Below are 13,657 nucleotides of genomic sequence, written 5' to 3' on the forward strand. Positions count from 1 at the left end.
GTGAAGGCACCATCGAAAATCAAATTTTTGTAACAATCTATGAAATAAACAATATTTAAGTGTCCGAAAGACACTGTTTGCGACTATACGTAAAGTAACCTATGGTTATTTTCGAAGAAAACATAGTCAGAAAGCAGGAATGCTTGTTTATGTGAATTATATCATATCTTTTTGTACTGCCGGTTACCAATACGCCGGCTTCGCAAAGACAAATATGTAGCAGCGCAAATGCCGCTTTTGCTTCAACCCCCTCAAATTTTATAATTACGCTACGCGGAAAATGATGTCCCGCGGAGAAAAGAATGTGACTGATTTTTAATCAAAATAATTGTGTAAAAAAGACACAGGAATTACGCCTGAATGCCATTTGTATAAAGTCAAGATTTTTCATTGTTTAACTATTTTTTAACTATCTACTATCTATACTCTGTTTATGGGGATTTCTAAACCTGAAAAAGGCCGGGGCCTAAGCCGGTACTTTTTTTCCCTTTTTCTGACGTTCATCGTCACGGCCGGTACATTTGCTCAGGATGTTACGGTAAAGGGAAAAGTCAATGATGAGCAGTCGCAGGGGCTTCCCGGCGTTAGCGTTGTGGTAAAAGGTACTTCTACCGGTACTGTCACGGATTTGGAAGGAAACTACACGGTGAATGCACCAGGATCCGCAACGTTGGTATTTTCATTTATCGGTTACATTACACAGGAGATTCCGCTGGGCAACAAAACCAGTCTGGATGTAAAATTGCTTACCGATACCAAAGCACTTGAAGAAGTGGTGGTTGTAGGTTACGGAACTGCCAAGAAAGCAACATTAACAGGCTCGGTAACAGCTGTTAAGGGAGGCGAATTGGCAAAGGCACCAGCAACCAACCTTTCCAACACATTAAGCGGTCGTCTGCCGGGTGTGTCTGCTGTACAAGGCAGCGGTGAGCCGGGTTACGATGGCTCTGCCATCCGTATCCGTGGAACCAACTCGTTGGGTAACAGCAATGCGCTGATCGTTGTGGATGGGGTTCCCAACAGAAGTGGTGGTCTGGACCGTCTGAACCCAGCCGATATTGAGAGCGTATCCGTTTTGAAAGATGCGGCGGCTGCTATCTACGGTTCACGTGCAGGTAACGGGGTTATTTTGATCACTACAAAAAGAGGTAAGACTGGAAAACCACAGTTGTCGTATGATTTGAACATGGGTATCGGGCAGCCTACGCGCACGCCAACGATGTCAAATGCAACGCAATACGCTACAATCCGTAACGAATTGCAGATTTATGATAACCTTGAAGTAGGTGAGTGGGCAGGTGCGTTGCAAGGGTTCAATACCAATGGCGCTTACACAAGAAAAGACAACGGCAATGTATTGAATGCAGTTTTCACGCCGGATGATATCAAGAAATTTTCGGATGGATCTGATCCTTTGATTCACCCGAACACAGACTGGTATGGCAGCGTGATCCGTAACTGGTCGCCGCAGCAACGTCACAACTTGCAGTTAACCGGCGGTAGTGAGAACATCAGATACCTGGCATCCCTCGGACACATTAACCAGGAAGGTAACTATGTAAAATCTGCAACAGGTTACAAGCAGTATGACATGCGTATCAATCTGGATACAAAAATCAACAAATATGTAAGTGCAAACCTGGGCCTGACGCTTCGTGAAGAATTCCGTCGTTTCCCTAATGGTGGTGGTGCAGGTGATATTTTCCGTATGTTGATGCGCGGAAAACCTACTGAGATCGCGATCTGGCCGGACGGAAGACCTGGTCCTGATATTGAGAATGGTCAAAACCCTGCGGTTATTACAACCAACACAACAGGTTATAACCACGACAAACGTGACTATATCCAAACAAACGGTTCTCTTGAAATCCTTATTCCGGGTGTTGAAGGCTTGAAAGTGAATGCAATGGCAGCGATTGATAAGCAAATCCGCCGTCAGAAGTCATTCCAGAAACCATGGACGCTTTATTATTGGGATAAGAAAACCTATGAAGCGGATGGCACTTCTCCATTCCTGACGGGAACTGTTCGTTCTACATTCAGCGATCCGCGTTTGACTGAAACTTCATCTCAGGAATTGTCTATTCAGCTGACAGGTCAGGTTTCTTACGAGAAATCTTTCGGCTCGCATAATTTCAATGTAATGGCTGGTATTCAGCGTGAGAAAGTGGATGCGGATGGGTTTTTTGCTTACCGTCGCTACTTTATCTCACCGGTTGTAGATCAGCTTTTTGCGGGCGGAACGCCTGAGCAGAACATTGGTAACTCAGGTTCTACAACGGCTAACGGGATAACTTATAACAATACAGATTTGTTTAACAGAGCTCGTTTGAGCTACTTCGGTAGAGCTGGTTATAACTTCAAAGAGAAATATCTTGCTGAATTCCTTTGGCGCGTGGATGGTTCTTACGTATTCCCGCAGGATGGCCGTTTTGGTTTCTTCCCAGGGATTTCGGCAGGTTGGAGAATTTCGGAAGAAGATTTCTGGAAGGGCAATATCAACTTCCTGAACAATGTTAAAATCCGTGGTTCATGGGGACAAATGGGAGCTGAGCCGTATTTGGTCGGAACAGAAATCCTTGCTGAATACCAGTATTTGTCAACAATGGGCTTTGGTTCTTACGTGATCAACGATCAGGTTGCTAAAACGCTTCTTGAATCACGTGTGGCTAACAAGGCATTTACATGGGAGGTTGCCAACAATATGAACTTCGGTATCGAGGGAACATTGTTCCGCGATAAAGTTGCTTTCGAATTTGATTATTTCGTGAACAACCGTTCGAATATTCTGATCCCAAAAACGGGTTCTACGCCTTCCAGTGCCGGTATTGACGGAAAACTTCCTCCTCAAAACCTGGGTAAGCTGCAAAACAAAGGATGGGAATTCAAAGTGAGCTATGATGGCAGCTTAGACGACTTTACTTACTCTGTGAGCGTGAATGGTGGTTATGCGAAGAACCAGATCAAATTTTGGGATGAAACGCCGGGCGCACCTACGTACCAGCAGACAACGGGAATGCCATATAACTCATTCCTGGCGTATCAATACGACGGTGTGTTCCGCGATCAGAGCGAAGTTGATGCCAACCCATTGGATTACAAAGGTATCACAGGAACGATCCGTCCGGGTGACATGAAGTTTAAGGATATCAACGGAGATGGAAGAATCACAGCTGATGATAAAGTGAGATCTGAAAAAACAAACCGTCCGCAGTTCACCGGCGGTGCGTCGATCAACTTAGGTTACAAAGCATTTGACCTTTCTATCCTGTTCCAGGGCGCATTAGGCGGGTTGCAGTACATTGGACAAACGGAGTCGGGTGACATTGGTAACTATCTGCAATACGCATATGATAACCGCTGGACCATCGATAATCCAAGTTCAACAGAACCTAGGCTGGCCAACAGAAATAACACTTATTATACCAATTTCGACAACGCCGGTGCCAACACATATTTCCTGAGAAGCAACAATTATCTGCGTCTTAAAAACATTGAGCTTGGTTACAATCTGCCTTCTGAAATTGGAAGCAAAATCGGTTTGGGTAACCTGAGACTGTATGTTAACGGACTTAACTTGTTCACATTTGATAAGATCAAGATCTGGGATCCGGAATCTACAAGCTCAAACGGACAATACTATCCGCAATCGCGAGTACTTAATGCAGGTGTACGTGTAACTTTTTAAGAATTAGAAATGAAACTGAATTATAAACATTGGATATTTTTAGCAGCACTTGGCTCATTCGGGCTGGTGTCATGCGACACGGAATTCTTGGACGTAACGCCTCCAACTGAAATTCCGTCAGAAGAAGTTTGGAAGGAAGGTCCGCTTGCCGAAGGATTTGTAACAGGTATTTACGCGGGTCTTCAGCAAGGCGGTTTTAGTGAGCAGATGCTGGCTTCCCTTACGGATGAAGCAGTATTTACGCACACGGGCCGGAACATTAATACGGTAAACGAAGGAAGTTTAAGTCCTTCCAATCTTGGCTGGGTAGATGATACTTATGGCTGGGGCCCAATGTATACCAGGATCAGGGCTGCAAACCTTGCGATTGCTAATCTGAAAACGGCGACTTTCACGGATGAGACTTTGAAAGCCCGTCTGATGGGAGAGTCTTACTTCCTGCGCGGATATTACTATCAGCAGCTTGTTCGCTACTACGGATCTGCGCCGATCATCACAAAGGTTTATAACCTGAATGAAGATTACTCTGTGCCCCGTAACACCTATGAAGAATGTGTGAACCGCATCGTTACTGACCTGGACAGTGCTGCCATGTTGCTGAAAGGCAAAACAATTGTGAAAGGCCGTGCAAGCGAAGCGGCTGCATTATCGCTGAAATCCAGAGTGTTGGTTTATGCTGCCAGCGATTTGCATGATATGACTACTGCGAAAGCCAAATCGGCTGTGCTTGCTGCTTATCCTAACCCTGAATTCCTGGGTTATGTATCCGGTGACAGGAAGGCGCGCTGGACGGCTGCGCATGCTGCTGCAAAAGCGGCACTGGCTGCAACGGACGGTGGATATAAACTTAATCTGACTGCTCCGGTAACGCCTGCACAGGGAAGGATCAATTACATTTCCATCGCTATGGGCGGTGCGAGCGCTGATAAATCACTGGACGCATCTGCTGCCAATGAGATCATTTTCGGACGTTATTTCACACCTAGCCTTAGCGAAGGTGCCCGTCAGACCGGCTTGAACAACGGTCCTAACGGTTACCATAACTGGGCTGGAAACACGCCTATCGGCCTGCTGGTTGATGATTACGAACTGATGGACGGAACACGTTTCAGCTGGACGAATCCAACGCACAAAGCAGCTCCTTACAAAAACCGCGATCCCCGTTTCTACGCAACCGTAATGTTTGACGGTGCAGACTGGAAGCCGCGCCCATCGGATGCAAAAGATCCTGCGAACCAGATCCAGACAGGTGCATATGACCTTTTGGATGACAAAGGCGCATTGATCAACCGCAAAGGATTGGATACACGCAGCAGCTCAATCGAAGACTGGAATGGTAGCCGTACAGGATATTACATGCGTAAATTCATTGATCCAAACCCTGCATTGTATGACAATACGGATCGTCAGAATATCCCCTGGCCGTTCATCCGTACTACGGAAGTTGTGTTCAACTACATTGAGGCAAGCATTGAAGTAGGCCAGGAAGCGGAAGCTTTGCTATGGCTGAACAGGATCCGTTTCCGTTCCGGTATGCCCGCATTGAAAGTGACCGGCGCTGCTTTGAAAGAAGCGTATCGTCATGAAAAACGAATTGAAATGGCTTACGAAGAGCAACGTTACCACGATGCACGCCGCTGGATGATCGCCAAAGAAACATTGGGTCGTCCGTTGGAATACATCAACGTTTTGGGCAAGTTCAAGCCAGGTAAGACGATGAAAGAGCCGTATCACTATGATACAGACGTTTATACTTACACTTATACCCCGGTTGTCGAGAAATCGCATGAAAACCGTACATGGGTTGATAAAATGTATTTCCGTCCTTTCAGCCGTGATGAGATCAACCGTAACGCGAAGCTGGTACAAAACCCAGGTTACGATAAATAATCAGATTCAGTTCGCTTTGAAGCCATGCCCATCCGGGTGTGGCTTCTTTGTTTTAGGGCAGGCATAATTTTAGCCATGTAGCATTGACTCCGACTAAGGCGTCAGTATGAGCTATCAATTATGAAAATGGATATGACGTTTTTTCAAAAAGGACTTTTACTTGGTTCACTGATTTTCGGGGCTGGTGTCGTCGGCTCTGCATTTACCGGCGATGGCATTCATAAAGTGCGTTTCGTTAAAGAGGCAACAGTTATCGAGCTGGAAAAACGCGTACAAGTGCGGCCGGAGGATCTTCCTGAAAAAGTACGCAATGCGTTGAACAACAAGTCTTATGCAGGATGGACGATTTCGGATGCCTATCTGGTGGTTGCTGACGACGGCGGGCAATATTACGAACTGGTGGTCAGGAAGGCGGATGAGCAATCCCGAATGAAAGTGAACAAAGAAGGGCAGGTCCTGAATTGACGTAAGCTGGCTATAAATCCCACAAAACGTGGATTTCGTTCGCCACAGTCTCACCATGTTGTATTTTGATAAATTACTGATAATGAGTTTGTTAAATGTTTTGGCATAATGATGTTAGCTTTTTACGCAACAGTGCGGATGCACAGAAACGTAAAATAAACAAGTTCAAACGAACCCAAATTATGAAAAAGCTAATAGTATCGGCATTGGCCATGACACTTATCTCTTTCGCTTCTGTTCAAGCCACAGCGCAAACAACAGAGTCCGCTCAAACGGAAACCAAGCAAGAGACAACGACAAAAACCACTACAACTTCAAAAGAAGATAAGGTAGCGGTAAAACCGGAAGACCTTCCTGAGGGAATTAAAAAAACCATTAAAGGAGAAGAGTTTTCGGGTTGGACGGTGAAGAAAGCCTTTCTGGTAAAAGAGGGCGCTAAAACACCATATTATGAATTACAAGTAGCCAAAGGCAGTGAAAGTGCCAGGGTGAGATTAGATAAAGATGGTAATAATGTGGGATAAGGAATAATTTTTTCACATGATGAAGGAACAGCCGGGAAAATTTCCCGGCTGTTTTGCTTTGTGATGGCTCATGTAAAAACAGTCATCGATCAGTGGTCGGTAAGGGATCTGGAAGTCAATTCATCCCTTTCGATGTTTAGGGAATTCTGCAATATTTTCGCATTTCGTTACAACCTTTTTATTGCCGTGTGTTTCTCTAAACTGTATGACAAAAAGCACTATTAGCATGAAAAGAACAATTTTATTTGCACTGATCTGGGTCTCGGTTATGGCTTGTGACGAGAAACAAAACGCAACGCCACAGCCCGAGCCACAGTCAACCAGCGTGCCTTACCGCAAGCAGACCAAAATTGCAGCTTCGGGCGCCGGAGCGTCGGGCGCCGATTTAAAGGTAGACCTTAGGGAAGTGAATGACAGCCGTTGTCCTAAGGATGTAGTTTGTATTCAGATGGGAAGCGCAAGAATCAAGCTCAATGTTTCCGATGCCACCAATTCCACGGAGGTTAATGTTGATTTCAAAGGAAATGCAAAAGCGGATTCGCAGGCGTTCACATTAAGCGGTCAGAACTACATGCTGACGGTAAGCGAATTGCAACCTTATCCGGTAAGCACCCAAACGCCTAAAATCGAGGATTATAAAGTTAATGTGACCATCGAGAAAAAATAAGAAGTTACATTTTGGTGTGAAAATTTGAGAAAGGAGCCTGGCCACGAGCCGGGCTCCTTTTTTGATTCGTGGGGTAATTTTTTAGGATTGTTGTGTAAATTAGGCCATGTAAGCTTTTTTATCCTGCCCTTTAAATATGAAAGATTCGTTTTCCCGTCGTGATGTTATCAAGAGCATTGGCCTTTCCAGCGGTGCAATGCTGTTAAATCCATTGATCTCTCATGCAAAACCGGAACAGAAAATAATGATACAAAGAACAATCCCTGCCAGCGGCGAAAAACTTCCGGTAATCGGTCTTGGCTCCTGGCAGCAATTCGATGTAGGCCAGGCAGCCAGCGAAAGAGCAGCATTGACCAAGGTTTTGCAGGAAATGGAGACATTAGGCGGCAAGCTGATCGACGCGTCGCCTATGTACGGGCGTGCAGAAGAGGTGATCGGCGCGCTTACCACCGGGTTGAAAAACAATGATAAGTTTTTCTTCGCTACCAAAGTCTGGACAACCGGGAAGGAGCAGGGGATAGCGCAAATGAATGATTCGTTCAGAAAAATGGGGCGGAAAAAAATTGAGCTCATGCAGATCCATAATTTGCAGGATTGGCAGACGCATTTGAAGACATTAAAAGACTGGAAGGCGCAGGGAAAGATAAAATACATCGGAGTTACCCATTACACAGACTCCGCACACGCCCAGCTGGAACAGATCGTGAAGGCAAAGGAAGTTGATTTTGTCCAATTCAATTATTCCATCCGCTCGCGGAATGCCGAGAAAAGTCTGCTGAATGCGGCCAAAGATCATGGAGTGGCCGTGATCATTAACGAGCCATTTGAGCAAGGCGCATTATTCAGGGCAGTCAAGGGCAAAGAATTGCCGGCCTTCGCGGCCGACTATGATATCAGGAGCTGGGCTCAGTATTTTTTGAAATACATTGTCAGCCATCCGGCCGTAACCTGCGCCATTCCCGGAACTTCGGATGTAAAACATGTGACCGATAATCTGGGGGCGGCCCTGGGCAAACTTCCCGACGAGGCCGGAAGAAAAAAAATGATCGAATGGATCGAGAAGGTATAAAAAAAGCGTGGCAATCAAACGCCACGCTTTTTTTATGCCATTCAAAGTGTTTTAAACCGAAACTTGATTGTGATCGTCTTCTGCGATCTGAAGCACTTTGTCCATAGTGATAGGCAGGTTCCTGACGCGGACACCGGTTGCATGGAACACCGCATTGGCAATGGCTCCCGCCACTCCGATAATCCCAATTTCCCCCACGCCTTTGATACCCAATGGATTCACAATGTCGTCCTTCTCTTCCACGAAGATCACTTCGATATCGTTAATGTCCTTATTCACCGGCACGTGGTATTCGGAAAGATTGTGGTTCATAAACCGCCCGTACTGGTGATCCATTTTGCTTTCTTCCTCCAATGCCTTGCTGATTCCCCAAACAACGCCGCCCAGGATCTGACTTCTTGCCGTCTTCGGGTTCAGGATCTTTCCTGCGGCAACCGCGCATACGACGCGTGTCACACGGACGATCCCGAGATCCTCATCCACTTTCACCTCCGCAAAAACTGCCGCGTGCGAATTAAAAGTGTACTTCATTTTGTTAATCGGGTTTGGGCCGCTAGTTGAGGTTTCCTCAATGCTGTTGACGCCCGCAAGCCGCATAAGGTCAACAATTGATATAGACTTCAAGCTGTCATTTGGTTCCGACAACATTCCCGAATCAAACGAAATGCCCTTCGGGTCAGTATTATAGAAAGGAGAGCCTTTGGTTTTGACAGCCATTTTTGCCAGCTTCTTTCTCACATCTTCACATACGCCTTTCACGGCTGCGCCCACCGAAGCTGCAGTCCATGAACCACCCTCCAGCGGCGCAAGCGGCATATTGGTATCTCCCAGTTTGAATGTCACATCTTCGATTTTCAGGCCTAAACTTTCTGCCGCAATCTGCGTCATAATGGTGTAAGTGCCAGTTCCAATGTCCGAAGTTCCGCTGCTTACCACCAGCCTTCCGTCAATGGATAGTAAGGCTTTTGCCCGGCAAGGCATCTGGAATGCATCCCAGGCAGCAGTAGCCACTCCCCAGCCGATCAGCTGGTTTCCTTCCCGCATTGAGCGCGGTTCGAGGTTTCTTTTGGTCCATCCGAATTTTTCTGCACCTTCCCGATAACATGCGATCAGCTCCTTGCTGGAAAATGGTTTTCCTTCGGTCTGGTCCTCATCCGCATAATTTTTGAGTCGGAAAATCAACGGGTCCATTTTCAGTTCATATGCCAATTCATCCATTGCACTTTCCATCGCATGCGCACCCGTAACAGCGCCCGGCGCACGCATATCCACAGGCGTATACATGTCCAGCCCCACCAGATCATATTTCAATTTGACATGATCACAATTATACATTGTTCCAGACCAGTTTACGATGATCTCTGTATAGTTCTCAAACCGGGAAGTTTCAGAGTATGCTTCGTGCGTAATGGATTCCAAAGTGCCATCCGCAGACGCACTAAGGGCAACATTCTGCATAGTAACCGGCCTGTGCCCGAATGTGAACATCTGCTGACGGGTCAACCCCACTTTAACAGGTCTTTTTAATTCAAGCGCAGCAAGCACAGCCATAAAAAGCTGGTATTGAGGCCGTAGTCCGGATCCGAAAGCGCCGCCAACGTACGGCGAAATGATCCGTACATCCTTATACGCCAGTCCGAATACATTACCGATGTAAAACTGGCAATTGGAAACCCCCTGCGTTTTATCATAAACAGTCAGCTTTTCATTTTCCCAGATGGCCGTGGTTGAAAACAGCTCCATAGGGTTATGATGCTCTGCTCCGTGCTGGTATGAACCGGACATCTTGAATTCCGCCTGCTCATATGCTTCTTCTGCATTACCACGCGATTTGGGCTGAACAAAACCTATTTTCCCGGACGGCGCTTTGTATGAATTTTCGAGGTTTTGGATCAGATCGGTCGTAAATCCTTCTTCCTGATATTCCACTTTCACCAATGAGGACGCATATCTCGCCAGCTCGAAAGTTTCGGCCACGACTAATGCGATAGGCTGACCACTGTAAATGATCTTATCGTCGTGCAAAGGCCGGAACGGAGAGCCGGTAGGCGCATCCATATCCTTATATTTAATGCTAAACCAAGGCAGGCCGGAAACATTCTCATGTGTGAAAACCTGCAAAACGCCTTTCAGCGACATGGCTTGCGAAGTATCAATGTTCAAGATTTTTCCTTTTGCAATGCCGCTGGATACAATGTAGCCATACAGCATGCCTTCCACTTTAAAGTCGGCTGAATATCTGGCACTGCCCGTAACCTTCGCCAGTCCGTCCACCCGGCTGACGGGCTTTCCTATATATTGCGTTTTCATAGATTTTCTCCTGTTTTGAGCGCCTCATTCAAAGCACGTACGATTGCTCTTTTGGCCAATTCGATTTTGAAAGTGTTACCACCAAAACCAATTGCACCTGTGAGCATGGTTTCGGCCAGTTCCTGAAAATTCTCCGTAGAAGCCGTTTTTCCAATATAACTTTCCTCCACATCCCTGCGCCGCCAGGGCTTATGCGCAACGCCGCCCATCGCAACCCGGATATCCTTGATCACATCCCCGTCCAGATCCAGAGCCGCTGCTACGGAAACCAGTGCGAATGCATAGGACTGCCTGTCGCGGACTTTCAGATAAAAAACGTTTTTGGTAAAATTGCTCGGAGGAAGATCAATGGAGGTAACCAGTTCTCCCGGAGAAACATTGGTATCCAAATGTGGTGAATTGCCGGGTAACCGATGGAAATCAGCAAATTCTAATGTTCTTTCGCCATTAGGGCCATAAATATTCACCTTCGCATCCAGCGCCGCAAGAGCCACGCACATGTCCGAAGGATGCGTGGCAATGCATTGCATGCTCGTTCCCAGAATGGCGTGAATGCGGTTGATGCCGTTGATTGCTGAACAACCCGAGCCAGGCTCACGCTTGTTGCAGGCAGTGGACGTGTCATAAAAATAATAGCAGCGGGTTCGTTGGAAAAGGTTGCCGCCATTGGTCGCCATATTGCGCAACTGCGGCGACGCACCGGCCAGAATAGCCTTGGAAAGCAGGGGATAGCGTTGCTCCACGAGTTCATTCCATGCTGTGTCGGCGTTGGTAACGAGTGCACCGAGCCGTAATCCGCCGTCCTCATGCTCAGTGATGTTAGCCAGGTCAAGCCGGTTAATGTCCGTCAAATGATCCGGTTTCATCACATTTTCCTTCATCAGGTCCAGCAAATTGGTGCCGCCTGCGATGAACTTGCCATGTTCATGAACTTGAATGTCCGCCACAGCTTCTGCGACGTCATAGGCTTTGTTGTATGAAAAACTGTTCATGCCATTTTCGATTTAACATCCATAATGGCTGCATTAATGTTGTTATACGCACCGCAACGGCAGATATTGCCGCTCATGAGTTCCTGCACATCTTCCAAAGAATTGGCCCGGCCCTCATTGAGCATTCCCACCGCAGAACAGATTTGTCCCGGCGTGCAGTAACCGCACTGGAAAGCGTCGTGCTCTATAAATGCGTCTTGCAAAGGATGGTTAACTGTGCCGTCCGAAAGCCCTTCAATGGTTGTGATCGCCTCGCCGTCTTTCATTACAGCAAGTGTCAGGCAGGAGTTAATGCGTTTGCCGTTAATGAGCACCGTGCAGGCGCCGCACTGGCCATGATCGCATCCTTTTTTAGTCCCGGTAAGACCGGCGTATTCCCTGATTGCATCGAGAAGACTGACCCAAGGTTGCAATTTGAGTTTGAAAAACTGGCCGTTGATAGTTAAATTAACTAATTCATATTCAGGCAATCCTTGCTTTTTCTGGATTGGTGCATCCAAAACCGTTGCGTCATTTTTCATACATGCAAATGGTGAATAGTTGTTGATTATGCCTGGATGCGTAAAAAACTATTCCTCCATGAAAGCATGCTTAAACGGGCATAAATATGGGGGTTATGGGAAACGTAGTCCCGTAATCCCGGGCCTGGGTTTTAAGCGACCGATTCCAGCGACGCCGTTTTACTGGTAATATATTTTCGCGCTTCATCCGCATCATCTAGCCATGGAAAAAGGCTTGGCGGATGGTTGAAGCCATTTACAAAATCAGAAGCGATTTCCGAATTTTGACTGGCCGCAGCCAGAATGTCGAATGCATGTGGTGACGGGGGAGACAGGAATATATCGCAGAACCGGTTCACATGTTTGGAATATTCCCAGAAATCGTCAAAAGTCTGGTTCATCCATGCCACATCAAATGGCTTATCCCCACGTGCAATGATTGCTTTTGCATAAGCATTGGCCATTTTGGTCGCATTATTGCCGCCTTGCCCAACGATCGGATCATTCAGGATCACCGTGTCGCCGATTCCGAGGACGGCAGCCGTTGAATTGAGTTGCACAACCGGCTTGCGCACGACAGGTGCGAACGAGCCTTTCAGAAAAGCATCATCGCGGATGATTTCAGCATTGGCAAAGGCTTCGTAACGCCACGGGAGCACCTCGCGGATCATTTTCTTGGCTTTTTTCAGTTGCTCGCTACCGGATTTTACGTCGTCAAAAACATCCATAGGACCTCCCGGAACGCTTTCTACCAGCATGAATGAGCATTGAATGTCGTCCTTTTGATAAAATGGGGCTGTAATGATCTCGCCAGCTCCCATAACCGCGTCCAATGTAATGGAAGTGAACTTGGTTTTGCCCGGATGTTCAAAGTTATTAATGTGTAATTGCAGCAGTTTGCGGGCAGGTTTATCTCTTGTGGATTTGGCCTCGTCGCGCTGGAAAAGCTTGGCGAGCGGCCCCTTGCCGGAAGAAACCACAACGAGATCGAACTGCTCCGTACAAGCCAGCAGGTCCGATGGCGTCGTGTCGCTGACGATGAACTTGCCGCCGTTTCTTTCAAAAAGTTTGATCCACTGATAGAATTTCAAGCGCTGATCGATAGACACGCCCGGTTTGCTGGTTTTGGAGTTGATACTCAAAGCGAGATTGCCGTCAGGCATTCCGAAATTGATGTTAAAGCCCGTCGAATGATAGGCTGTGTCACTCCAAAGGTCAAGCCCAAGCTCTTTTTCAAGCTGCAAAGTGTCGTTGAATAAATATGTAGCGCCCGTTGGCGGGCCATTGAAGATCTCTCCTGCCGATCTTTCCGAAATGATGGTCACGTCGTAACCACTTTTCAAAAGGCGGATTGCCAGATGCAAACCTGATTGCCCGGCACCCATGATCGCGATTTTTCTCATTGTATAGAAGGTTAGTTCATTTTGATGTTACAAATCTACCCTTGGTAATCACTTCATTATCTAAGCAAAAATTAAAAAGTATAAAAAATTATAAAAATCCGCATGTCGCTGTTTCAGTTCATAAACGGGGATACTACTTTTATTAAGTG

The 13,657-nt window shown here is 46.7% G+C and carries 10 protein-coding genes; 6 read left to right on the forward strand and 4 right to left on the reverse strand.

Features of this window, described 5'->3' with window-relative positions; genetic code table 11:
• The first annotated feature begins 433 nt into the window (after window positions 1–433).
• The 6 genes from L0660_RS24000 to L0660_RS24025 all read left to right on the forward strand — a co-directional run bounded on the left by L0660_RS24000 (window position 434) and on the right by L0660_RS24025 (window position 8,303).
• Window positions 434–3,688, forward strand: a complete 3,255-nt coding sequence (locus tag L0660_RS24000; protein ID WP_235161711.1) for a TonB-dependent receptor — start codon at window positions 434–436, stop codon at window positions 3,686–3,688.
• 9 nt (window positions 3,689–3,697) lie between these two features.
• Window positions 3,698–5,578, forward strand: coding sequence for a RagB/SusD family nutrient uptake outer membrane protein (locus tag L0660_RS24005; RefSeq protein WP_233796166.1), 1,881 nt, complete (start codon window positions 3,698–3,700; stop codon window positions 5,576–5,578).
• A 126-nt stretch (window positions 5,579–5,704) separates the two neighbouring features.
• A complete protein-coding gene (locus tag L0660_RS24010; protein ID WP_235161712.1) occupies window positions 5,705–6,043 on the forward strand; it encodes a hypothetical protein in 339 nt (112 codons plus the stop codon).
• A 182-nt stretch (window positions 6,044–6,225) separates the two neighbouring features.
• Window positions 6,226–6,567 (forward strand): hypothetical protein, encoded by a 342-nt coding sequence (locus L0660_RS24015; RefSeq protein ID WP_026630234.1) that lies wholly within the window; start codon window positions 6,226–6,228, stop codon window positions 6,565–6,567.
• Window positions 6,568–6,793: 226 nt separating this feature from the next.
• Entirely contained in the window at window positions 6,794–7,234 is a 441-nt protein-coding gene (locus L0660_RS24020; protein ID WP_235161714.1) for a hypothetical protein, read from the forward strand.
• Between the two features lie 136 nt (window positions 7,235–7,370).
• Window positions 7,371–8,303 carry an aldo/keto reductase gene (locus L0660_RS24025; RefSeq protein WP_235161716.1) on the forward strand — a complete coding sequence of 311 codons (933 nt, stop codon included), beginning with the start codon at window positions 7,371–7,373 and terminating at the stop codon, window positions 8,301–8,303.
• Between the two features lie 51 nt (window positions 8,304–8,354).
• Here the strand turns inward: L0660_RS24025 and L0660_RS24030 are convergent, their stop codons facing one another.
• The 4 genes from L0660_RS24030 to L0660_RS24045 all read right to left on the reverse strand — a co-directional run bounded on the left by L0660_RS24030 (window position 8,355) and on the right by L0660_RS24045 (window position 13,508).
• The gene (locus L0660_RS24030) at window positions 8,355–10,613 is read right to left on the reverse strand and encodes a xanthine dehydrogenase family protein molybdopterin-binding subunit (RefSeq protein WP_235161717.1); all 2,259 of its coding nucleotides are present in this window, start codon (window positions 10,611–10,613) and stop codon (window positions 8,355–8,357) included.
• Window positions 10,610–11,605, reverse strand: a complete 996-nt coding sequence (locus L0660_RS24035; protein WP_235161718.1) for a xanthine dehydrogenase family protein subunit M — start codon at window positions 11,603–11,605, stop codon at window positions 10,610–10,612. Before L0660_RS24035 ends, L0660_RS24030 begins: the two co-directional genes overlap by 4 nt.
• Window positions 11,602–12,126: a (2Fe-2S)-binding protein gene (locus L0660_RS24040; protein WP_235161719.1), complete on the reverse strand. Its 525-nt coding sequence runs from the start codon at window positions 12,124–12,126 to the stop codon at window positions 11,602–11,604. The genes L0660_RS24035 and L0660_RS24040 overlap by 4 nt, the downstream gene beginning before the upstream one ends.
• A gap of 131 nt (window positions 12,127–12,257) precedes the next feature.
• Window positions 12,258–13,508, reverse strand: coding sequence for a styrene monooxygenase/indole monooxygenase family protein (locus L0660_RS24045; RefSeq protein WP_235161720.1), 1,251 nt, complete (start codon window positions 13,506–13,508; stop codon window positions 12,258–12,260).
• Window positions 13,509–13,657: the final 149 nt, after the last annotated feature.

This window comes from Dyadobacter sp. CY351, from assembly GCF_021502625.1.
Lineage (GTDB): Bacteria > Bacteroidota > Bacteroidia > Cytophagales > Spirosomataceae > Dyadobacter > Dyadobacter chenhuakuii.

Bases quoted from the DNA above. Each gene is read 5' to 3' on its own strand.
- L0660_RS24040 (WP_235161719.1), bottom strand. From the start codon at position 12,126: ATGAAAAATGACGCAACGGTTTTGGATGCACCAATCCAGAAAAAGCAA.
- L0660_RS24015 (WP_026630234.1), top strand. From the start codon at position 6,226: ATGAAAAAGCTAATAGTATCGGCATTGGCCATGACACTTATCTCTTTC.
- L0660_RS24000 (WP_235161711.1), top strand. From the start codon at position 434: ATGGGGATTTCTAAACCTGAAAAAGGCCGGGGCCTAAGCCGGTACTTT.
- L0660_RS24005 (WP_233796166.1), top strand. From the start codon at position 3,698: ATGAAACTGAATTATAAACATTGGATATTTTTAGCAGCACTTGGCTCA.
- L0660_RS24045 (WP_235161720.1), bottom strand. From the start codon at position 13,508: ATGAGAAAAATCGCGATCATGGGTGCCGGGCAATCAGGTTTGCATCTG.
- L0660_RS24030 (WP_235161717.1), bottom strand. From the start codon at position 10,613: ATGAAAACGCAATATATAGGAAAGCCCGTCAGCCGGGTGGACGGACTG.
- L0660_RS24025 (WP_235161716.1), top strand. From the start codon at position 7,371: ATGAAAGATTCGTTTTCCCGTCGTGATGTTATCAAGAGCATTGGCCTT.
- L0660_RS24035 (WP_235161718.1), bottom strand. From the start codon at position 11,605: ATGAACAGTTTTTCATACAACAAAGCCTATGACGTCGCAGAAGCTGTG.
- L0660_RS24010 (WP_235161712.1), top strand. From the start codon at position 5,705: ATGGATATGACGTTTTTTCAAAAAGGACTTTTACTTGGTTCACTGATT.
- L0660_RS24020 (WP_235161714.1), top strand. From the start codon at position 6,794: ATGAAAAGAACAATTTTATTTGCACTGATCTGGGTCTCGGTTATGGCT.